The organism is Paenibacillus sp. PvP094 (assembly GCF_040546835.1).
GTDB lineage: Bacteria > Bacillota > Bacilli > Paenibacillales > Paenibacillaceae > Paenibacillus > Paenibacillus illinoisensis.
Genome location: NZ_JBEPOM010000001.1, coordinates 1,282,303 through 1,305,237, shown reverse-complemented (window position 1 = coordinate 1,305,237; position 22,935 = coordinate 1,282,303). Strand labels below are relative to the sequence as shown.

Genomic DNA, 22,935 nt, shown 5'->3' with positions numbered 1-22,935 from the left:
TTATTATGGAACGAAACATCAAGGAACTGGTACAGCAGATGACACTGGAAGAAAAAGCAGGCATGTGCTCAGGACTGGACTTTTGGCATTTGAAAGGGGTGGAGCGTCTCGGTATCCCATCCATCATGGTGACAGACGGGCCGCATGGCCTGCGGAAACAGGATGGAAGCGCGGATCATCTGGGCTTGACGTCAAGTGTGCCAGCGACCTGCTTCCCATCCGCAGCAGGCTTGGCGAGCTCTTGGGATATTGAACTGGCGCGCCAGGTCGGAGTGGCGCTGGGTGAAGAGTGTCAGGCCGAAGAAGTAGGCGTATTGCTGGGACCCGGTGTTAATATTAAGCGTTCGCCACTGGGCGGCCGGAATTTTGAATACTTTTCCGAGGATCCGCTTTTGTCTACGCGCATGGCAACCGGCCATATCCAGGGTGTGCAGAGTCAGGGTGTGGGCACATCGCTGAAACACTTTGCAGTAAACAACCAGGAGGAGCGGCGTATGTCCATTGATGCGGTGGTGGATGAGCGCACGCTCCGAGAGATCTACCTTGCCAGTTTCGAAGGTGCGGTGAAGGATGGTCAGCCCTGGACGGTGATGTGCTCCTACAACAAGGTGAATGGTACATATGCAGGTGAACATGAGTGGCTGCTCACCGATATTCTGAAGGAAGAATGGGGACATGAGGGACTCGTTGTGTCTGACTGGGGTGCTGTGAATGAGCGTGCAGATGCACTTTCAGCAGGGTTGGAGCTTGAAATGCCTGCAAGTGGTGGGATCGGAGAGGGCAAGATAATCCAAGCAGTTGAGAACGGCAAGCTATCCTTGGAGAAGCTGGACCGGGCGGTAGAACGTCTGCTTACCCTCATCTTCAAGGCAGCGGATCAGCAGCGTAAGGGCGCTACCTACAATAAGGACGAGCACCATCAGCTTGCCCGTAAAGTAGCATCAGAGAGTATGGTATTGCTAAAAAATGAAGATCAGCTGCTCCCGTTGAAACGTGAAGGCAAGCTTGCGCTGATTGGAGCCTTTGCCCGCAAACCGCGCTTTCAGGGTGGAGGAAGCTCCCACATCAATCCGACCCAAGTCGATGATATTGTGGAAGAGGTGACCCGGGTTGCAGGAACGGAGAGCAAGATCTCTTATGCCCCTGGTTACCGCATTGAAGCGGATGATATCGATGATCAGCTTATGGCAGAAGCGGTTCAGGCTGCACAGGCTGCGGATACAGCAGTCGTTTTTGTCGGTTTGCCTGACCGCTACGAATCCGAAGGGTATGACCGCTCCCATCTGCGTTTGCCGGATAATCATATCCGCCTGATTGAAGAGGTGGCCAAGGTTCAGTCACGTATCGTTGTCGTGCTCAGCAATGGTTCACCAGTGGAAATGCCTTGGCTGCCACAAGTAAAGGCTGTACTCGAAGCTTATCTGGGCGGGCAGGCTGTTGGGGGAGCAATTGCTGACCTGTTGTACGGCGAGGTGAATCCTTCTGGCAAACTGGCTGAGACGTTCCCGGAACAACTGAGCCATAATCCATCTTTCCTCAACTTCCCAGGTGAAGGAGATCGGGTAGACTACAAGGAAGGTATTTTTGTAGGTTACCGATACTATGACAAGAAACAGATCGAGCCGTTATTTCCATTTGGCTATGGACTGAGCTATACGACATTCGAATATACCGATCTAGCGGTGGACCGGAATGAACTGACAGACCAGGATGAAATTGAAGTGCGCGTGAAAGTTACCAATACCGGAGACAGAGCGGGCAAAGAAGTCGTGCAGCTGTACATCCGTGATGTGGAAAGCACGGTGATTCGTCCGGTGAAGGAACTGAAGGCATTTGCCAAAGTGGAGCTGGAGCCGGGAGCTTCCGAGGTGGTTTGCTTTACGTTAAACAAACGGTCGTTTGCTTATTACAATGTGGATATGAAAGACTGGCACGTAGAGACTGGAGAGTTTGATATTCAAGTGGGCAGTTCTTCCAAGGACATTCATCTGGTTAAACGTGTTAAAGTGGAGTCCACGGCAACGTTCATTCCCACATACACGCGTAATAGCACGCTCGGCGACATTCAGCGCGACCCGGCTAACAAAAAGCTGTTGGAACAAGCCATGCAGCAATTCCAGGAAGCCAGCGGCATGGGTGGAGATGATGCGGGTGAGCATGCGGATATGATGGCTGCCATGATGAAATATATGCCGCTGCGTGCCCTGGTCGCTTTCAGTGGGGGAGCGATGAGTGAAGAAGCCATGAATCAATTGCTGGATCAGTTGAACAGCAAAGATCATGGAATCAGGGCGTAGCACACGAATGATATCGTAAGTAAGTGAAATGTAATAGGTAGTTGATACAATCGACTTATTCTCCAGTTTATAATGAGCCCGATCCTTGAATGGATCGGGTTTTTGGTTTGCTTTTACAGGAGAAATTATCCTATACTTAAGTAATTGATAATCATTTTCATTTAGAGCGATAGGACTAGAAATGACAACGTTCGTAAACAGGGCAGGAGGGGACCAGCTATTCATTCCAATCATTCGTATGGTTCAAGTGCATTTATCCACACACGAGATGGCCGCAAGCTTCATTATATGTCGAAGGGAACCGGTCACCCCATCGTTGTTTTTGAATCAGGCATGGGCTTTTCCAGATCGGCGTGGGGACTCGTGGCGCCTCAAGTGGCCGAACATACACAGTCTGTGGTCTATGATCGTTCCGGGTTGGGAAGGAGTGAGGCCGACACGGAGCAGCGGACTCTCCGCAGGCTTGCAGAGGATCTGGGCGATCTGCTGACTGAACTTGGGCCAGGCCCTTTCATTCTGGTGGGACACAGCTGGGGAGGGCCAGTCGTCAGAGCTGCGGCAGCTGCGGATCTGTCTCGCATTAGAGGACTGATACTGGTCGATCCATCCGACGAGAACTGTGAATTGTATTTTTCCTCTATGGCCAGAATCAGTTTTGGCTTGAACCGTTTCCTACTTCCTTGGATGGCACGTACAGGGCTGTATCGAAAAATGGGCAGCAAGCCGGGCCAGGTTCAACCGGACGATGTTGCACGAGATCACCGAGAGGAAGACTTCACTGTACAGGCAGCACGTACCATGGCTGCTGAATCGGTGGCGTTTTTGGATGATTTGGCCTCATTGCGGAATACTCCTCCTGAGCTGGGAAATCTCGAAGTCCGGATTATTTCTGGCACTAAGGCAGGACAGGGAGAGCATAAAATTAGACCTGCTATTGTATCGGCTCACCGCAAGTCAGCCCAAGGGCTCGCGAACGGACATTGGATCGAAGCAGGTCAATCGGGCCATATGGTTACTTTTACTGACCCGCAGATTATTATTGATGAAATTTTGCGAATGGCAAATCGTTGAGGCCTTGGCGCAAGCTTAGGTCAAAAGTGATACAATAACAGAAAAAGCAATGCTTGCATTGCCAACCAAGACAAAGCGGAGTGTGGAGAAGAGATGAAACCAGTGGAACAAGAATCAACGGAAAATAAAAATTCCGGCCATGCCGGTGTTGGCATGGAAGATATCGTACGTGCACATCACGTGCTGCGTGAAGTTATTGTCAGAACGCCTCTGCAGCGGGATGCTGTATTGTCGACCAAATATAATTGCAATGTGTATCTCAAGCGGGAAGATCTGCAAGTGGTGCGCTCTTTCAAAATTCGGGGTGCCTACAATATGATCCGCAGTCTGACTCCGGCTGAAATGGAGAAGGGCATTGTCTGCGCAAGCGCAGGGAACCATGCACAGGGTGTTGCCTTTTCCTGTAACGCCCTCGGAATACACGGCAAAATCTTCATGCCGAGCACGACACCGAATCAAAAGGTCAAACAGGTACGACGCTTCGGCGGCAGCAATGTAGAAGTGGTACTGATCGGGGATACGTATGATGATGCGTATGCAGAAGCCATGCGTGCATGTGACGAACAGGGTATGACGTTCATTCATCCGTTTGACCAACCCAAAATTATTGCGGGTAATGGTACGGTTGCGATGGAGATCATGGAAAGCCTTGATGAGGATGCAGATTATGTATTTGTTACCATTGGCGGCGGTGGTCTCGCTGCTGGCGTCGGAACCTACATGAAGACGGTCAGCCCGGAAACGCGCATCATTGGTGTGGAGCCTCTCGGCGCTGCTTCCATGAGTGAGGCCATGTTCCGCAAACAGGTTGTGACGCTTGATGATATCGATAAATTCGTGGATGGAGCTGCAGTGAAGCGGGTAGGAGACTTGACCTACAACATTTGCAGCAGCACGCTGGATGACATCGTGAAGGTGCCAGAGGGCAAGGCTTGTACGACCATCCTGGAGCTGTACAATGAAAATGCAATCGTGGTTGAACCCGCCGGTTCATTGGCTGTTGCTGCATTGGAGCAATACCGTGAGCAAATTGTGGGCAAGACTGTAGTCTGCGTAATAAGCGGCGGTAACAACGACATCGACCGGATGCAGGAGATTAAGGAACGTTCCCTGATCTATGAAGGTCTGAAATATTACTTCATGGTGAATTTCCCGCAGCGCGCAGGTGCATTGCGTGAATTCCTGGAGGAAGTGCTCGGACCGAATGACGATATAACCCGGTTTGAATATACGAAGAAGCATGATAAAGAGAACGGCCCTGCCTTGGTAGGCATTGAGTTAATGTACAAGGAAGACTATCAGCCTCTGATTGAACGCATGAATCGCAAAGGCATTGCCTATACTGAGCTGAACAAAAATCTGAATCTCTTCAACATGTTAATCTGATGAGTAATCGGATGAAGCAAGCGGGCAGCAATGAACCCCATCTCCAGCTGCGGCCAGCACGCAGGGAGGATGCAGATCAAGTCATTCCACTGCTCTATCAGGCGATAGGAGACATTGCTTATGCGCTGGCGGGCGAGTCCAATCACGAGCAGGCAATGCAGATTCTGAAGCAGTTTTATATGCAGGAGGACAACCGGATCAGCTATCGCCATGTAACGGTGATGGAACATGGTCAGGACATTGCCGGTATTCTCGTAGCCTACGACGGTAGTGAAGCGGATCGTCTGGACCAGCCGATTCTGGATCGGCCTGGACGCAGTCAGGATAAGAAGTATGCAATAATCAAAGAAACTCGTCCCGGAGAATATTATCTGGATACGCTGTCGGTAAGTGAATCCTATCAGGGACAGGGGATCGGCCGGGCTCTGATGGCTGCTTTTGAGCAGCAGGGAAGGGAACTCGGGCATGAACGGGTGGCTCTTATTGTCGAACGGGATAATGGACGTGCCTTGATGCTGTATGAACGGCAGGGCTATACGAAGGATGATGTCATTGTCATTGCAGGACATGAATATAACCATATGATCAAGCCGATTCAGCAGGGTTGATCACACTGAAAAACCGCCATGGGAGCGTATCCTGTGGCGGTTTTTTATTTTGCAGCGGATGCATTTTTAATGGGATGAATGGTTTTAGAATCCGGTGTAGCTTCCGGTTGGAACTTTCTGATCCAGCCACTTTTCTACAGCGGAAGTCTTCTGGTATTTGGCATCGGTTACCACGTCCATGAAGGCACCCAGTTTAGTCATCAAGTCACTATCCTCGGATGAATTCCGCTGCAGCACAGCCTGGTACCCTTTTTGGGCATTCGCCACCATGGTGTTGGTTTCGTAATCAAACAACGGTGTATTGTTCAGGCCATAAAAGGTATACAGCGTATAATTGTTCAGCAAAGTTCGTACCTGCTTGACCCGATTAGAGTTCGGATAATCCTGCAAGAAACGTTCCTGATTCAATGCCCGATTCAGAATTTCCTGATAACCAATAATGAGTGCGCCATCCTCAGCAGCCAGGTTGCCTGTCTCGACCGCCATGATGTTGATGTACTGTTTGATATCCGGTTTGACATGCGAATTATATTTTTGAAAAGCCATATAATTCATGATCGGATAGAGGGAGCCTTCCAGCATCACAAGGCGGTAGCCGCTGTCCCGGGCTTCCTTCAGCAATGCGCGGAGTTCCGAGTCTTTGGTACGCTCCATCAGCTGGGTGAAACTGTCGTTCCACTTGTATGCTTTGATCATCTTATCCTGAACATTGGGAACCAACATGCGGTCCGTCATGGCAGTTAATCCCTTGATGCGGGCATTCTCCAACTGCAGCACCATTAGGGTCGCGTGATGGGTGGTTACTTTATCGATATTGGCTTCCAGATAGGTGTCAGCGGCGGATAAGCCGTTCTTTTTTTGGAGTGTGGATTGAAATGTGTTGTAAATGGCGGTCGAACTACTGCTGGTTACTTTGGCATCGGAATCGGAGGGGGCGGCAGCAGCCATTCCCGTGATCCCAGCGGCATCGGTCTGCATCAATACAGCAACAGCTGTGACAGTCATGAACATACGGAGCCCTTGGCGTCTGGCAGATGAGTACAATGATGTCATTGTTGTAAACCTCCCGTGAATTTTGAAAATTAAACGGATTGATTCTTTATACATTAACCCAATTTTCTGCGGATGTTGTTTCGGAATAATGACAAAATGTTCTGTTATTTTTAACCTTTAGCAGGTAGATGGTGGAAGAACTTTTCTGCGAAAATATTTTTTGAGCGATTGGAAACTTTTGATCAGGTTCAGACGTCTTAGATGTGCACAGGAAATTATAGGAATAAAATTAAGTGAAATCCGCTCTAATACAATTCAATTCATCATCTAAAAAGAGAATGGGGATATTCAATATGAAAAAAGCCGGAGGACGTCAAGTTACAAAGGTCATGTCCGCACTGGCCGTATCAGCCATGCTGATGTCAGCCTTGCCAGCAACAGTAATCGATGCAGCAGCGAGAATCAGTATCTACATCAATGATGCCGAGCTGTCTTCTGCACAAGCGCCTGTCATGAAAGCCGGACGGGTGTTGGTTCCGCTGCGGTCCATTTTTGAAGGACTGGATGCCACCGTGGGGTATACCAACAAAACCAAAACCATTACAGCCACTCGCGGAGATCAAGAGGTCTCACTAAAACTGGGTTCCAAGACAGCTTACATTAACGGGGAAGCAGTCTTGCTGGACGTTCCTGCGAGCACGATTAAGGGCAACACGATGGTTCCTATTCGCTTTGTGAGTGAAGCATTTGGAGAGAAGGTATTCTGGAACTCCCGCAATCAGCGGGTGGATATCAAAACAACGTCCACGCCTCCTGTCGATGACACGAAAGCTGCGGCATGGAACATCTACGGATCCGTTTCGGGAAGTAACGGAGATGGTCGGGATCTGACGGTCAGCTTCACGCGCCCTACATCCGAGAAGGCTGTATCCGAATATCGCATTATGCTGGTGAAAACCCGTGATGTGAACAGCTTCAACGAGTCAGCGGCTTCGGTTGTGCCATCCGGCAATTATACTTCGGTGTCCCCAAATGGCAGCAACCCGAGATTGACGCTGAATGCGCAGACACGTGACGTTAACGGAGACCTGCTGAATACGAGTGAAACCTATCGTTTGTATGTCCTGACCATGGGCAACAGCAGCAATAGTTACAAAAATGTACTTGCATGGTCTGCCCAGTCTTTGAAATTAAACAATGTGAAATCCACAGTTCAGCCTGTCACCAGTCTTCGTATTGCTGATATCAGTGACTACGGAGATGGTCGTGATCTGGAGATTAACTTCAATCAGCCAAGCAGCACGTCGAATATTACGTATTATCGTGCATTTGTCGTCAAAGCGAAGGATGCTTCCTCATTCAATCTGAGTGCGGCGAATAAAGTGTCCAGCTCAAACTCAACAATCATCTATAAAGGGAACAACACAGCGGTCAAAAGTCAGCTGACCTCTTCCACGCGTGATACGTCCGGGGAATTGATTCGCAGCGGCACCGCCTATGTCGTATACATCATGTCGGTCAGCTCCAATGCGGCAGCTGCAGACCACAAGCTGTCTTCCGTATCCTCTTCACTGACACTTGGCGTCAATACGGCAACGGCGCCAGTCATTACTCAAGTCAAAGACAATTCGGATTATGGAGATGGCCGTGACATTCTGGTGAGCTTCAACCGGTCTTCCGACGAATCCAAGGTAGCGAGCTACCGCATCTTCGTTGTACGCAACTCGGTGGCCAGCAGCTTCAATCTGACGACGGCAAGCAATCTGTCTTCGAGCCTGTACTATACCGTGAACAAAACAGGCAGCAATATCACCACAACGTTACCTTCATCAATGAAAGATACAAGCGGGTATAACGTAACGAATCTACAGGATTACCGGATTTACGTCATGGCTGTGGGCAATCAGCAAAACAACTACACCAATGCCTTATCCTCTTCATCCACGTTATTGAGATTGACGACGAATGGAAATGCAGGAGCTGTTAATAACCTGGCAGTCTCGGATGTGAGTGACTATGGTGACGGACGGGATCTGCGGGTATCTTTCAACAGAGCATCGGATGAGTCTAGAGTTTCAGCCTATCGGGTGTACGTGGTTCGTTCCGGTAACGCCGGAAGCTTCACCCTGAGCGCGGCTAACGCTTCGAACAACTACTACCAAGTGAACAAAACGGGTGGCAACCTGTCGGTTACACTGCCAAGTAACATGGTGGATACGAATGGGTACCGAGTTTCCAATAACGTGACTTATCGTGTGTTCGTCCTGTCGGTAAGCACAAGCGGCAACTCCAGTCAGAACGCGTTGTCTTCGTACTCGTCACAGATTACATTGAGTCCAAATGCAGCGATAACTGCTCCAAGCAACGTAGCGGCAAGCGATATCGGCGATAATCAGGACGGACGCGACCTGCGCGTAACGTTCACCAAATCGGCGGATGAGACCAATGTGAATCACTACCGGGTATTTGTCGTGAAATCTACGAATACCAGCTTCAATCTGTCGGCTGCAAATGCTGTGGGCAGTGCCTATTATACGTATGTAAGCAAGAATGGAAGTAATCAGACGGTGAACTTCAACAGTAATTCGAAGACAGTGGATGGTAGTCCAATTGTAAATGGTGTGGGTTATCGCGTGTATGTCATGGCGGTGAATGGTAATGCTTCTCTTGCTAATGCATTGTCCTCGGCCTCCAATGTAGTTACACTCGCATCCAATACGGCTGTTGGGGCAGCAAGCAATGTGAATGTAACGGTGAAAAATCAAGGGCAAGCAGGAAACGCGTCGGATGTGACCGTGAACTTCAACAAACCAACAACAGACAGTGGCATTGCCAATTACAGAGTATTAATTGTTCCATCTGGTCAAGTGACTGGATTCGACCTGAACTCCGCTCTCGCCATTAGATCCTATGTCCAAATTTCCAAAAATGATGCTGGTAATCCAATTCAGTTGAATAATGGTCACGTTGATATTAATGGTAATACTCTTGCCGTGGGCCAAAAGTACAGAGCCTTTGTTTTGTCGGTGTCCGATAGTGGTACGCGTGCTTCCAATCTATCCAGTGCGTCCAACGAATTCAGTATCCTGGCCAAACCGGCAGAGCCTGTTGCTGTTCAGACAGCAAACATAACGAAAGTGGAGAATGCCAGTACAGCTACGGATGCAGGCCTGAAGGTTACTTTCACTAAACCATCCGACGATAAAGGGATTGGCCAATACCGTTTATTTGTAGTAAAAGCTCAAGAAAATCTGGATTTGCCTTCTGCAAATTCAAATAATAATTTTAAAGTAGTTACTCCAGGAGAAATTTCCTTAACCAAAGATACGCTCGATTCAAGTGGAAAGGCGATCGAACTAGGAGCTGATTACCAAGTTTATATCCTTTCTGTATCCAGTGATCTGACGTTATACACAAGTGTTCTCTCTGCTCCGTCCGGTGCAGCTAGACTTGATGCAGCTCAGGCTACTCCAGTGGTACCCACTCCAGATCCGGCAGTTCCAACGACTGACCCCAATGCTGGTTCGGCTGATTCAGCTCAGGGTACCAGCACTTCAGCGACAAACTAACTTCGTTTATGAACTGAATCATTGTAATGAGAGAGCTCCCTTACCAAAGTTAATTGGAAGGGAGCTCTCTTGTTAGTTAGCTCAAAACTTGTCGTCAAAAAGGTTCTCTAGGCCGTTGCTTGCCCCACCCCAGCAGGGGGATAATAGAAGGAAGAAGGGCATGATCCGAAAGGAATGATGGGATGCTTGCATTTCGCTTGACCGGGCTGCCGGATTCCCGGCTGCCTCTGTATCTGTATTGTATTGGAACACACGAGCAGAAAGTGCAGCTTAGGCCGGAAGGGTTTCCGGTGCATCAGCTCTTCCTGTCGCGCAGCGCCGCAGGCGAACTCAAAATTCCGGGTAAGGGTTCATGGCCTGTAGGAGCAGGCCAATTGTGGGTAGGCGAACCGGGAGTTGCCCATGAATTTTACCCGCATTCCAGGACAAACGGGGAACTTGGATATATCGGCATTGGCGGCAGTTCAGCCGGATCGGTGCTTCAGTCGGCCGGGTTACTAGGTGAGGGTCCAAGGGATCTATTCGACTTTGAACAGTTCTGGTCCAGAATGACGGATCTCTGGCATGGGCTGGACGATGATAAGTCAGATATCTGGAGCACCTCACTCATCGTCTACCAGCTCATTCTGGACATCGCGAGGTCCGTATCCACGACTCGGGAGAAGGCAGACCTGGCCGGAATGGTTGGTGTTCCCATGTCACCTGGTCAACGTGAGGCGGATCCGGGGAGTGAGGCATTTACCCGTGCGGTTGCGTTGATGCATGCCCACTACCAGGATGATTTATTATTAAAGCACGTGGCCGAAGCCGTGGGATACTCCGTGCAGCATCTCAATCGTTTGTTTCACCAGCGTGAGGGCGTGACAGGGCATCAATATATGCAGCGATTGAGACTGCAGAAGGCATCCGACTGGTTGGATCAGCATCCACGCGCAAGCGTGAGAGAGGCAGCGGAGAAGGTAGGCATGGAGGTCAACTATTTTATCCGCATGTTCAAACGGGAATTCGGTGAGACGCCTGGCAAGGGGATCAAACAGCGGAACCAGTCTAGTAGCGAAAAAGGCGAACCCGATGTAACGCCAACGCTTTGAAAGGTAACTTTCGAGGATAGGTGTGAAAAAAAGATGAGTAATGAAGAAAGGGGCCATCATGGCCCCTTTTTGGTTTTATTTCTTTTTCTGCCCGAAGAGCGGTCTCAGTAGAGCAAGCCCCACAATACCAATCACAAGACTAACCCACGGGGCTAAGTAAAATACCGGAAGACTGTCCCGCAGCGGATAACCAACGAACAGGACAAGCACAACAATGACGATATAGATCGCAATGCCTTTCAGGTTAACCTGGGGCTTGGTCGTCATATCCTTGCCTTGATCATCCGGCCGTTCCGCCAGGCGGCGAAGCATCTCAACTAGAGCAATCCCGCCAACGGCTGAAATGATAATCGAAAACAGACTGATATGGCTGAATGGTTCCGTATCTCCACCGCTCCAGCCGATAAATAGCCCGGCAGCGCCCTGAATGAGCATGACAAAGGAAATGGCTGCCCAGGCAATCATCACATACCACTTGGGTGTACGTTTGACTGGACCGGAAGCCTCTCCGTTCACATCTTCATCGTCCTTGGATGCTACAGCTGGCTTAGCTGGTTTATCGGCGTTCGATTTTTTGGATAAGTTCCTACCCACAGATACGGACGAAGAACTTGATGCTCCTGCACCTGCATCCAGGCGTGCGTGGATATCCTGTTCCAGGTCCGCTCCGTATAATTCCCGGGCTGATTGACCATCCCGCTGTGCTTGTACAATGGCCTTTCCCTCAGACAAAATCCACTCTTCCTGTGTTCTTTCATCTGCGTCGGTACGGCGGGCAATGCCGCTAATCTGATCGAACAATTTTACATTTTCAGGCGTCATCCGGCTCATCTCGGTCATCTGCCGGTTTTGTATTTCTTTAAGCTTCTTATAGGAAATCCCCAATGATTGCTCCCCCTGTCTGAACACGTTACAGATCCCCAGCTTCCTGAAGACCCTGACGGTATTTTAGTATACGGGAAGGGCTCTCGTTTCGCAAAGTCATTCCTTATAAAAAAGCTGCTTGTGATTCATCCATAGCCCTACGCAGGCCAGAATGACACAGGTGCATAACAACACCAGCTTGCCATGATCACGTATCCATTCGATGAGATGTTCCATGAATTCAATCCCTTTCGCCGGAAGGAATCCGAGGTCAATTTGCATGTACATATTATCGATTAATTTCCCCATTTTTCCTGTGAAATATGCATAGGCTGAACCCATATCCAACGATTGTGTGAAGGATGAATAAAGGCTGGCCGATTCCAACACAATAGTAGCATTTCAAACGAAAAAAACAGTAATGGGAGTGTGCAGACATGAATCAAGCCAATCATAATAACAACGAATTAACACGGAAGCTGCTGCTAAACAGCAACTCCCGTGGTGTGAAGGATGAAGTGGTTCCCATGGGACAGGGAGCAGCAGAGGATACCGAATTTGCAGTTGAGCTTGGCGAGGGGCCCGATAAGACGGGCAGCTTCTGGGAAAGTTCCGAGTTTGCCCGTGAGCATCGCTGGGAAGGTCAAGTAGAGACCCATGAGATGTTCCGCCGGAGTTATGAATAACCCGTTGAATCCGTGATCACCCTGCAGTATTGAGTGTAAAAGAGATGCAAGCACCACCTTCAGGCAGGTTGCTGGCGCATATGGTTCCACCGTGCTTCTCCACGATGCGTTTGGCGGTAAACAGGCCCAGTCCGGTCTGCCCTTGGTGACCATGATAGAACTGGTCAAATAAATGCGGCAGATCCGCATCGCTAAAGCCTGGACCCGTATCGCAGACGGTAACCTGCATGATATGAACATCCTGTATATCTACATGTAGTCTGATTCCCCCTTGCGGGGGTACATAACGCAAGCTGTTAGCCACCAAGTTATCCAGCACCTGACCAACCCGCTGTACATCCAGCTGAAGGGGTGTATAGCTATCCGATCGTCGATCCACGAGTTTGAATTGCAAGTGCACACGTTGACTGGAACACAGGAAACCAATCTCCCGCTGCTTCATCTCCCAGAAGGAAGAAGGATCAACCGCTTCTCGGCGAAGCGGGAAATAGTCAAAATCAGTTCCTGCAGCTACCGTCATATCCTGAATGAGCCGATTAATTCGCTTCACATTATGGTCAATGACGTCCAGATGATTGCTCAGGCTTTCGGCAGTATGTACCACATGTGCGGGTGAGTCCTTGAGCAGTTCCACATGACCCTGAATCACCGTCATCGGCGTGCGGAAATCATGGCTAATCGCACCCATCAGTTCACTCCGTTCCTGCTGAAGCTTCCATTCCCGGGTTAGGGCGCTCTTCAGTTCCTTGCGCATGTCCTCGAAGGAGGCGGAGAGAAGACCGAGCTCATTTGGCGCGTGGTTATCCAAAATGAAGTCCAGATCCTGCTCCTTGATGCGTTTGGAAGCCAGAATGAGGTCCTGGATCGGCCGGTTCACATTGCGACCCACTCTTGCAGCTACAAACCAGGTCGCTGCAGCGATGTATACGAAGGGAGAAGCCAGCATTAGCACGAGAAACGTATTCGTCCAGACGGGCGATATGGATGGAGAAGGGCTGGTTTCCAATCGGTACTGGAGCACAAGAGCCCCTGTATACATTCCCTGATCTCCGCTTAGAGGCGAGATGAGCGTAACCAGTCCGCCTAACCCAAGTGTACTATCTGTGATTGTTTTGCTGTTCAGCTTATTCAGCAGATCCACTTCATTCTCCACGATCTGCTCCTGAATCGTTCCGTATCTTCTGCTTCCACGGGTATCCACAATCTGATAGGTGATACCTTCCGGAGGCAGCAGCTGTTCCAGCTTGGCCTGATTGGCGGTGTCGGTCCATTTGATCTGCTGCTTCGCCTGCTCCTGCACAGTGTGCTGAATGTCAGGGATTCGAGACTCATAATAGTTGGCAGGCTGCAGCCACTGGTTGGAGAAGAGAAATGATATCCCTACGGCCCAGGTCAGGAGTGTCAAAACGATGCTAATCCCCATCACAAGTGCAAAAGCCCAGACTAATTGTTTTTTGATCGGCCAGCGTTCCTTGATCATCGGACGGGCTCCCACTTGTACCCGACGCCCCATACTGTCGAGATATATGCATGATCCGGGTCAGCTGCTGCCAGCTTGGCCCTTATTTTTTTGACATGTTCCGTGATCGTGGTAGTATCCCCCGTTGCTTCGAGACCCCAGATGCGGTCATACAACTGTTCCTTGGAGAAAACCTGCCCGGGATGCGTGGCCAGTAGTTCTACCAGATCATATTCCTTGAGCGTGAGCGGGATGGCATGCTGCATGATCATGACTGTGCGCCCCTTCAGGTCCATTTGCAAAGATCCGTATCTGTAAAACGCAGGCTCATTCCCGCGCGGCTGAACGCCATCGCGACGGGAACGGCGCAAGTGGGCAGCCACTCTTGCCTTTAATTCCCCAAGACTGAACGGCTTCGTCATATAATCATCCCCGCCGATGGATAACCCTTGAATCCGGTCCATTTCGGCCTGCCTCGCACTGAGAAAGAGGATGGGGCAGCTCACCTCATCCCGAATCAGCCGGCAGAGCTCGAACCCGCTCATGCCAGGCATCATAATGTCCAGCAGAATCAGATCCGGCGGATCCCCCAGAAGCTGCAATGCCTCGGTGCCGCTTGATGCCGTGGACACGTTATATCCTTCCTGTGTGAGTGTCTGATGAATCAGAGCTACAATATCCTTTTCGTCATCTACAATTAAAATGTTTTCGTTCATGATGATTTCCTGGCAGTTGTGTTCAGGGCTGTTGCTGCTTACTGCCGTCTCCGTTTCCTTCAAATAGTTGAGTATATATTGTACCTAAAATTAACATGTTCGTAAAAACAAGAATGCCTAGGGAAATTCGTTTTTTTCATTCACTCCAGCCATAATCTTGCCGATACATTGAAGATACACATGAATTCTAAAGATTTTATAACGTAGCATTTTAAAATAATAAATCGCCTATTGAACAGCCGTTTTCCTCACGTTGACTTGAGGTTCCCGGGATGATATTATACTAATAACATCTTAATACACATTAAACTTATCGGATTTATATACAATCAAAAATGAACGAGCAACGGCAAGAATGGAAAGGGGAAATTAGCATGGAGCGTCAGATCAGTATCCGTCATGGACAGGAAGAACTAACAGCTACGATTCATTATCCCGTAGTTAGGGATATCAAGGAGGGAAACCACCAGCAGCGTGTGCCTTTGGCCGTCATTTGCCATGGCTTTGTTGGCAGCCGCATTGGCGTGGATCGCCTGTTCGTGAAGACTGCACGTGAACTGGCTGAGGATGGATACCTGGTGCTGCGCTTCGATTACATCGGCTGCGGGGAGAGCAGCGGCGAGTATGGAGCAGAAGGGCTGGATTCCATGATCGCGCAGACTCGTTCTGTGCTGGATTATGCGGTGAACTGCAGCGATGTGGATCCAACCCGCGTGACCTTGATCGGTCACAGTCTGGGCGGAGCAGTCGCTCTGCTCACGGCCATCCGTGACAAACGGGTCAAGAATCTGGTCATGTGGTCTGCCGTGGGATATCCGTTCAACGATATCGTGAAGATTACCGGACGTGAGGTGTACGATCTGGGCGTGAAGCAGGGCTCGGCTGATTATCTCGCTTATAAGTTCACTCCGGCTTTCTTCGAGTCTCTGGCTGAGCATCAACCGTTCCAGGAAGCTGTTAAGTTTAACGGCGATGTTCTGGTCGTGCACGGTACATCGGATGACATCATTCCTGTAGACTATGCTTTCCTATATCAGAAGGTATTCTGGATGCGTCAGGAAGGGCGCTGCGACAAGGAGATTATTTTTCAGGGGGATCATACCTTCTCTTCCGGCAAAGAGCGGGAACAGCTGATCACGCGTACCCGGGAATGGCTCGGTGAACGTCAGAAGATTGAACAGGATTGGCAGCACTGGATGATCTAATGGCTTGGAGGACGTCTGAAGCAATTAAATATACAACGGAGTGGAGAACCAGAAAGGGCGGGTTTGAGCAGTTTCGGGATGTCAGCTTGGAAAAGCGCCTTCTACGCGGTAGAATAGAGGAGTAGTATAGAAGCGTGACCATTCTATCCGTGTCTGGAGGTTGGCAGCAATGACATTACCCGCATTTTTCATTGCGCATGGTTCTCCCGCTATGGCGGTGGAGAGCAATGACTACACTCAATTTCTGAACCAGCTTGGAAACAGGCTGCCGGCTCCAAAAGCCATTGTTGTATTTACGGCGCATTGGGATTGTCCCGAGCCGTCCGTGACGATGGATGATACACATCAGACCTTGCATGATTTCTACGGATTCCCCTCTAATATGTATACAATCGATTATCCGGCACCAGGACAATCCGAACTTGCGAATGAGATCTGCGCTCTCTTTACCCGCAGCAATCTCCCGCACCAGCCTGTTCGAGGCAGAGGTTTGGACCATGGAGTCTGGGTCCCGCTGCTGCATATGTATCCTCAGGCAAATATCCCTGTCGTTGTAGTGTCTGTAGATTCGCTGCGTTCACCGCAGGAACAGTACGATATTGGCCGGATGCTTGAACAGCTGCGACATGACGATGTGCTGATCATAGGCAGTGGTGGTACCGTTCATAATCTGCGATTACTCGGTAGTAACGAAGATGAACCGCAGGATTGGGCGGTAGAGTTCGATGATTGGATGGAAGAGCGGCTGGAGAAATGGAACACGAGAGAACTGTTTCAATATGACAAAAAAGCTCCGAATGCCCGGACTGCGGTTCCTTCTTATGGAACAGAGCATCTGGCACCCCTGTTCTATGCCATGGGCACAGCAGACATGTCCCGAAAAGCGAAGCGCTTGTTTCAGTCTTATCCGTATGGAACACTTAGTTTAAACTGCTGGCAATTCGGTGACGGCGTGTAACTTGGAGCAGACAAGAAACTTGCATATCATACTGACGAAAATTGGTTTTATGATGAATGTTAAAAATGAACCGTAGGATGAACATTTGTAAATGTTTATCCTACGGTTTTTTACGTAAATCAAGAAATAAAAGTCATAAATTAGTTGCACATAAAAATGAGTACTTTCAAAGTTAGTTTAGTTATTTTTTAATCTTTCAATTTCCTTCTCAAGTCGATCCAGTCTACGGTGAATCCTATATAGTATTGGTGCGTAAAGTATAGCAATAACAATTACAAACCCCATACTTTTCCTCCTCTGGAGACCTTTGATTATTTTAATATACCTAAATGCTCTATAAGAAGAGACCTTTGAGGGGTTCTTATATGAACCAAGTTATCATTATCAAGCAGGCTCTACTCAGTAAAAGGTGTAATAAAGAATAAGAGAAGAAATTTTGTCTTTTGCACCATATCTATTTTCGAATTTCGAAGAACTCACAAGCGGTGCGGGAATGATAGGCAAGTTCACTGACACTGGACTGGACAACAATCGTTTTGCTGTCAAAACGGATAATGACACCACCGGAATCAATCTGGTGGTTATCCTGAAATACCCGGATTTTGTGCTTCATATCCATGGCTTCCTGGAAGTCGGCTTCCGTCTCAAGACGACGTTGAGTGGGCATTAGCAGTACTCCTTTGGTCATAATCTATATGTTCATCATAATACGTGATTCCGTACAGGGGCAAGTCAGGCATGAAAAAGCCCCGTTCCCCGGGGGATGGGGAGCAGGGCTAGTATATCTTTTCGTGCTTTAGGCTGTTTTTTGGGTTGGATTCAAGGTTGGTGTATCTTTGGGATGATTCCCTTTATTCCGGCTGAACAATCCGCGAAGGTAAGGCAGTACCCAACGATCCAAACCAATTTTACCAGCATTGGCACCAGCAACGACGAGGAAGATTTGCATCAGAACCAGTTGTGCATTCGTGCTCACAGTACCCGAGAAGAGAAACGCGAAGTTCATCACGAGGGCCATCAGTGCAGCCAGTGTGGTGAAGCAGCCAAGGATGAGACCGACACCTACCAGGAATTCACCAAGCGGGATGATGAAGTCGAACAATCCGGCATTTGGTACTGCGAATTTCTCAAGGAACGTTCCCCACCAAGCCTGAACGGTTGGGCTTTCGCCTGTTGCTTTCTCAACTGCCCCAGCGAGGAAACCGCCAGCCTGGAAGCCGCCTGTCAATTTGCCCCATCCATGAGTCATCCAATCATAACCGATGTATACCCGAAGTACTGTCAAAATCCACATTGCCACTTTGTTTTCTCTAAGCCATTGGTTGAAGCTGAACATATAAACCACTCCTTCATGGAATCTAGTGTGTGTTGTTTGTTTTGGTTTTTCTAAGTGATCACCTTTGATGTCTTTATTGTATAGTTCAAAAGTCTTTTTGTTTGTGATAAAAATCACAATCTAGTTCAAATTTTAAGTAAGCTTTGATGAGTTCACATTTAAGACATATATGATGACCAATTCATCGTTTCAATTCCTTGCTTTGGGGGTAGAAAATTGCCTTTATATCGAAGACAAATGGTGGTACGTGTGATTAAATGGAAAGAAAAACGTGAAATGGTTAACTGCATCCAGAAATAGTCACACCTTAGACCTAGGCCATTGTACAGGAGGTACAACGATTGAATTCATTCAAATGGAGTAAGGCAGCATCTGCTGCATCCTTGCTAATTCTCGCCATAAGCCTGGTAGCTTGTCAAAATAAGGAGGCAGCTCAGCCGCCGAAGCCGGAGTCTGTTCCTGCGCCTGTAGAGGAGGAGCAAGTGCCAGAAGAATCAGCAGCGCCTCTGTTCACCGCACCGCTGACTGGACTGCCGGTGGAGAAGGCCGTTACGCAGAGACCACTCGCGGTCATGATTAACAACGCCCCTGCAGCCCGGCCACAGTCCGGTCTGAGCTCGGCAGATATTATTATTGAAGTTCTCGCAGAGGGAGGGATCACCCGGTTCATCGCCATCTTCCAGAGTCAGGGCGGTGCCGAGACTGTGGGACCCGTACGAAGCATTCGTCCGTATCTGATTGAACTGGGTGAGAGTTATGATGGTGTGCTTGTACATGCGGGCGGCAGCCCAGACGCTTATTCCATTTTGCAGAAGCAGCAGAAGCAGCACATGGATGAAATTTCGAACAGCGGACCTTACTTCTGGCGTTCTTCGGATCGGAAGGCACCGCACAATCTGTATACTTCAGCGGACAAGCTTCGAGAGGGAGCGGACATCAAGGGGTACAGCCACGATACCGAATCTCCCGTCTACATCTATAATGAGGAAGGCTCCACTACAGCAGGAGAACCTGCAGCTCAATTCGATATTCATTATTTATTGGATAGTTACCGGGTGACGTATGATTATGATGAAGTTAGCGGACGATATATGAGACTGGTGAATGGGAAGCCCGATCAGGATCAGGATAATGGAGAGCAGATTGGAGCAGCGAATATTATTGTGGCAGGTGCGGATCACAAGGTACTCGACAGCGTTGGCCGATTGTCTGTCAATGTGGAACAGGGCGGAGAAGCGATGCTTTTTCAAAAAGGCAAGATGGTTCGTGGTCAGTGGGTGAAGAAATCGGGTGATATTATTCGTTTTGTACAAAATGGGACAGAGGCGGCCCTGATTCCAGGTCAGACCTTTATCAGTATCGTTCCGAATCAACCTGACTTTGCAAGTCATATTGAAGTCCAAAATCAAGTTCAAAATTAAGGTTGAATCTAAGATCAAATTCCTTCGCTTGCTTCATTAATATGCAGACCAAAATCGAAAGTCGGATCCTGTCGGTTCGTGTTTTGTAAACGCAGTGTAAAATCTGAGCATCATTTTTCCATCCATTCCAAATAATTAAGATTCATTTCAGATTAATGTGATAAGAATATAAAAAAGGATCGCAGCTTTTGTACAAACCATGAAACAAATATGATAAGATATCAAAGGTTGTCATTTCATGTTTCACGGTTATCAGCAATTTCTCGTAAAGGGGATAGGACGATGAAGATAAAGAAGAAGGATATATTTTTCGAAACATTAGAGAATATGGCGGATACTGTCGTACAGGCAGCTGACTATTTCTCTGAGCATGTTTCCAACCTTCAGGATGTAACTCTGTTTACCAATGAAATGAAAAAATATGAGTCCAAGTGCGATGACTATGTGCATACGATCATTATGGAGCTCAACAAAACATTTATTACGCCAATCGAGCGTGATGACATCATGGAATTGACAACAACACTTGATGACGTATTGGACGGGCTCGAAGCAACAGCTTCCCGTTTCTATATGTACCAACTGACTGATCCGGATGAATTCATCGTGCAGTTCGCTGAGATTTTGCGCCAATCGGCCTACGAAATTCAAAAAGCGATCCATTTGCTGTCCCAGAAAAAATTGCTGGCGATCCGCGAATATACCATTCGTCTGAACGATCTGGAGAACCAGGGCGACGAAGTATTGCGCATGTGCATCAAGCATCTCTTCGCTACCGTGTCTGATCCGATTGAACTGATCAAGCGCAAGGAAATTTACGAGCGTCTTGAGACGACAACGGATGCTTGTGAAGACGTAGCCAACATGCTGGAATCCATCATTATGCGTAATTCTTAAGGAGCCAGAGAATAATGGAAACAACGATTTGGGTATTAGGTATAGTCGTCTTCCTTGCACTGGCGTTTGACTTCATCAACGGTTTCCACGACACTGCGAATGCCATTGCAACTTCGGTATCCACTCGGGCGCTAACCCCGCGCCGGGCGATCATTCTCGCAGCGGTCATGAACTTTGTCGGTGCGATGATGTTTACGGGAGTAGCGAAGACGATCGGAGGAAGCGTTACAGACCCCACGAAGCTGGATAACGGGATAGAGGTCGTCATAGTCACCTTGATTGCCGCGATTATCTGGAACCTCGTGACCTGGTGGTTTGGGATTCCTTCTTCTTCCTCACACGCATTAATCGGGGCACTTGCCGGGGCAGTATTCGTTGGTGCAGGTTCCGATAAAGTAAAATGGGGCGGATTCATCGAGATTGTCGAGGGGCTTTTGTTATCCCCGCTGATTGCTTTTGCCATAGGTTATGTGGTCATGACCATTCTCAAATATATTTTCGCCAAACGCAGTCCGCACACCGTGAACAAGGGTTTCCGTACAGTACAGATTTTCACGGCTGCACTGCAGGCGTTCACACATGGTACGAATGATGCTCAGAAGGCCATGGGTATTATCACATTTGCGCTCGTAGCAGCAGGTGTGCAGGATCATCTTGAAGTTCCGCTGTGGGTTAAAATCTCCGCGGCAACGGCGATGGCACTGGGTACTTCCATCGGTGGTTGGAAAATCATTAAAACGATGGGAACCAAAATCTTCAAAATTGAACCGATCAACGGTTTTGCTGCCGATTTGTCCGCGGCTTCCGTTATATTCACGGCAACATTGCTGCATCTTCCAGTAAGTACAACGCACGCGATTACATCCGCCATTCTGGGTGTAGGTTCTGCTAAGCGTTTCTCCGCTGTTAAATGGGGCTTGGCCGGACGTATCATTATTACGTGGTTCATTACCATTCCGATTACGGCTGTACTCGCAGGCTTGCTGTACTGGATTATTTTCTAAGAAAGTGATCCGGAGGCAAACTCGGTTCGACAGGCACAGCTGTTCATAACTGTGTGAATATCGGGATATGTGGACAATTTTTTAATCATAAGATAGAGAAGCCTGTGCACGAACGTGTGGACAGGCTGGATATGTGGATAGCCATCCGTGGAATGATAAACCAAACGTTAGATTATCCTGTGGATACAGGGAACTGTGGATAGGGAATGAGAGAAGCCAACAGGGTTGGCTTTTTTTGTTGTCCCTTAAGCCATTGGTTTTGTGGATAATATGGATGTTATGCGGTGGCAGGAGACGGTTCGAGGATTAAGTTATACAATAGCGTAAAGGATATAGGACAAGGACGTGGTCTAATTTATGATTCGTACACTCGCCATCACACGAGATCATCAGGTCTCCATCAATACTCCCCTGACACAGCTGGACCTGCAGGATTATGCCTGGGTCTGGGCAGATTTCAACCAGCCTTCGGAGGAAGAAAGCCGATTGCTGGATACATATTTTCATTTTCACCCCTTGGCGATCGAGGATTGTCTGCATGTGCTGCAGCGCCCGAAGCTGGACTATTACGACAATTTACAGTTCCTTGTGCTGCACGCGCTTAATCCAACTACACTGGAGGCCGAAGAAGTGGATTTGTTCCTGGGGTCGAACTTCCTCGTTTCCTTTCACCATGGTGTATTGGAAGAAGTGGATGAAGCATGGGAGCGGATATTGCATCATGCACACGAACGCACCATCTGGGCACGTGGACCGGTGGCCGCTGCCTATACCGTGATGGACAAGCTTGTCGATCATTACTTCCCGTCGCTGTTTGCGATTGAGGATGAGCTGGCTGAACTGGAGAACCGGGGGAGCCAGGAATCGGTGGAAGACTTGATGAATCAGGTGTTTGACCTCCGCAGCCGGCTGCTCAAGCTTAGACGAACCGTGGTACCCATGCGGGATCTGCTCTACCGGGTCATCAACTCGCAGCATGTGCAGCGGACGGGGGAGCATACTGCGTATTTTACAGATATCTATGACCATCTGCTGAAGCTGACGGACATGATCGAGGCGGACCGGGAGATGACCTCGGACCTGCGGGACAGTTATATTTCCCTGAACTCCAACCGGATGAATCAGATCATGAAGACACTCACCGTTATTACAACGGTATTCATGCCGCTGACGCTGATTGCCGGAATTTATGGCATGAACTTCGCCTATATGCCGGAGCTTCAGTGGAAGTTTGGGTATGGTGCCGTGCTGCTGCTGATGTTTGTGCTCGGTGGAAGCATGGTGGCCTGGTTTGTGAAGCGCGGATGGTTTAAATAAAGGTTCTATAATAGAAGTTGTAATAAGGATACGGAAATAGGATGTAACGAAGCGATG

At 48.8% G+C, this 22,935-nt stretch carries 20 protein-coding genes; 13 read left to right on the top strand and 7 right to left on the bottom strand.

Annotation, left to right across the window (positions count from 1 at the left end; translation table 11 throughout):
* Positions 1-5 precede the first annotated feature (5 nt).
* The 4 genes from ABIC22_RS06095 (at position 6) to ABIC22_RS06080 (ending at position 5,362) form a co-directional block, all read left to right on the top strand.
* On the top strand, positions 6-2,297 hold the full coding sequence (locus ABIC22_RS06095; protein WP_354479362.1) for a beta-glucosidase family protein: 2,292 nt from the start codon (positions 6-8) through the stop codon (positions 2,295-2,297).
* A gap of 288 nt (positions 2,298-2,585) precedes the next feature.
* Positions 2,586-3,368, top strand: coding sequence for an alpha/beta fold hydrolase (locus ABIC22_RS06090; RefSeq protein ID WP_354479359.1), 783 nt, complete (start codon positions 2,586-2,588; stop codon positions 3,366-3,368).
* A gap of 93 nt (positions 3,369-3,461) precedes the next feature.
* Complete coding sequence (ilvA, locus tag ABIC22_RS06085; protein WP_127538332.1) at positions 3,462-4,754, top strand: threonine ammonia-lyase IlvA; 1,293 nt, start codon at positions 3,462-3,464, stop codon at positions 4,752-4,754.
* Entirely contained in the window at positions 4,754-5,362 is a 609-nt protein-coding gene (locus ABIC22_RS06080) for a GNAT family N-acetyltransferase (RefSeq protein ID WP_354479356.1), read from the top strand. The genes ilvA and ABIC22_RS06080 overlap by 1 nt, the downstream gene beginning before the upstream one ends.
* Before the next feature lie 84 nt (positions 5,363-5,446).
* Here ABIC22_RS06080 and ABIC22_RS06075 read toward each other — a convergent pair whose 3' ends face one another.
* Positions 5,447-6,415: a hypothetical protein gene (locus ABIC22_RS06075; RefSeq protein WP_354479354.1), complete on the bottom strand. Its 969-nt coding sequence runs from the start codon at positions 6,413-6,415 to the stop codon at positions 5,447-5,449.
* Between the two features lie 293 nt (positions 6,416-6,708).
* Here ABIC22_RS06075 and ABIC22_RS06070 point away from each other — a divergent pair, with 293 nt between their 5' ends.
* Together ABIC22_RS06070 and ABIC22_RS06065 are read left to right on the top strand one after the other, a co-directional pair.
* Positions 6,709-9,924, top strand: coding sequence for a stalk domain-containing protein (locus ABIC22_RS06070; protein ID WP_354479351.1), 3,216 nt, complete (start codon positions 6,709-6,711; stop codon positions 9,922-9,924).
* A gap of 182 nt (positions 9,925-10,106) precedes the next feature.
* Complete coding sequence (locus tag ABIC22_RS06065; RefSeq protein WP_354479348.1) at positions 10,107-11,015, top strand: AraC family transcriptional regulator; 909 nt, start codon at positions 10,107-10,109, stop codon at positions 11,013-11,015.
* A 75-nt stretch (positions 11,016-11,090) separates the two neighbouring features.
* Here the strand turns inward: ABIC22_RS06065 and ABIC22_RS06060 are convergent, their stop codons facing one another.
* Positions 11,091-11,900 carry a DUF1129 family protein gene (locus tag ABIC22_RS06060; protein ID WP_354479345.1) on the bottom strand — a complete coding sequence of 270 codons (810 nt, stop codon included), beginning with the start codon at positions 11,898-11,900 and terminating at the stop codon, positions 11,091-11,093.
* 96 nt (positions 11,901-11,996) lie between these two features.
* Positions 11,997-12,188 (bottom strand): hypothetical protein, encoded by a 192-nt coding sequence (locus tag ABIC22_RS06055; RefSeq protein ID WP_354479342.1) that lies wholly within the window; start codon positions 12,186-12,188, stop codon positions 11,997-11,999.
* A 128-nt stretch (positions 12,189-12,316) separates the two neighbouring features.
* On the opposite strand from ABIC22_RS06055, the gene ABIC22_RS06050 reads away from it, so the two are divergent.
* Positions 12,317-12,565, top strand: coding sequence for a hypothetical protein (locus ABIC22_RS06050; protein WP_095360934.1), 249 nt, complete (start codon positions 12,317-12,319; stop codon positions 12,563-12,565).
* Between the two features lie 16 nt (positions 12,566-12,581).
* Here the strand turns inward: ABIC22_RS06050 and ABIC22_RS06045 are convergent, their stop codons facing one another.
* Positions 12,582-14,045, bottom strand: a complete 1,464-nt coding sequence (locus ABIC22_RS06045) for a HAMP domain-containing sensor histidine kinase (protein WP_354479339.1) — start codon at positions 14,043-14,045, stop codon at positions 12,582-12,584.
* Positions 14,042-14,740, bottom strand: a complete 699-nt coding sequence (locus ABIC22_RS06040) for a response regulator transcription factor (RefSeq protein WP_354479336.1) — start codon at positions 14,738-14,740, stop codon at positions 14,042-14,044. Before ABIC22_RS06040 ends, ABIC22_RS06045 begins: the two co-directional genes overlap by 4 nt.
* 374 nt (positions 14,741-15,114) lie before the next feature.
* On the opposite strand from ABIC22_RS06040, the gene ABIC22_RS06035 reads away from it, so the two are divergent.
* Both ABIC22_RS06035 and ABIC22_RS06030 read left to right on the top strand, forming a co-directional pair.
* Positions 15,115-15,945, top strand: coding sequence for an alpha/beta hydrolase (locus ABIC22_RS06035; protein WP_095288477.1), 831 nt, complete (start codon positions 15,115-15,117; stop codon positions 15,943-15,945).
* Between the two features lie 169 nt (positions 15,946-16,114).
* On the top strand, positions 16,115-16,903 hold the full coding sequence (locus ABIC22_RS06030; protein WP_354479333.1) for a DODA-type extradiol aromatic ring-opening family dioxygenase: 789 nt from the start codon (positions 16,115-16,117) through the stop codon (positions 16,901-16,903).
* 454 nt (positions 16,904-17,357) lie between these two features.
* Here the strand turns inward: ABIC22_RS06030 and ABIC22_RS06025 are convergent, their stop codons facing one another.
* Complete coding sequence (locus ABIC22_RS06025) at positions 17,358-17,570, bottom strand: hypothetical protein (RefSeq protein WP_354479330.1); 213 nt, start codon at positions 17,568-17,570, stop codon at positions 17,358-17,360.
* 129 nt (positions 17,571-17,699) lie between these two features.
* The gene (locus ABIC22_RS06020; RefSeq protein WP_354479327.1) at positions 17,700-18,239 is read right to left on the bottom strand and encodes a DoxX family protein; all 540 of its coding nucleotides are present in this window, start codon (positions 18,237-18,239) and stop codon (positions 17,700-17,702) included.
* Positions 18,240-18,580: 341 nt separating this feature from the next.
* Here ABIC22_RS06020 and ABIC22_RS06015 point away from each other — a divergent pair, with 341 nt between their 5' ends.
* The 4 genes from ABIC22_RS06015 to corA all read left to right on the top strand — a co-directional run bounded on the left by ABIC22_RS06015 (position 18,581) and on the right by corA (position 22,878).
* Positions 18,581-19,660 (top strand): DUF3048 domain-containing protein, encoded by a 1,080-nt coding sequence (locus ABIC22_RS06015; protein ID WP_354479325.1) that lies wholly within the window; start codon positions 18,581-18,583, stop codon positions 19,658-19,660.
* 282 nt (positions 19,661-19,942) lie between these two features.
* On the top strand, positions 19,943-20,557 hold the full coding sequence (locus ABIC22_RS06010) for a DUF47 domain-containing protein (protein WP_095288482.1): 615 nt from the start codon (positions 19,943-19,945) through the stop codon (positions 20,555-20,557).
* Positions 20,558-20,571: 14 nt separating this feature from the next.
* On the top strand, positions 20,572-21,561 hold the full coding sequence (locus tag ABIC22_RS06005) for an inorganic phosphate transporter (RefSeq protein ID WP_095288483.1): 990 nt from the start codon (positions 20,572-20,574) through the stop codon (positions 21,559-21,561).
* A 357-nt stretch (positions 21,562-21,918) separates the two neighbouring features.
* Entirely contained in the window at positions 21,919-22,878 is a 960-nt protein-coding gene (corA, locus tag ABIC22_RS06000) for a magnesium/cobalt transporter CorA (protein WP_354479321.1), read from the top strand.
* The last annotated feature ends 57 nt before the right edge of the window (positions 22,879-22,935 follow it).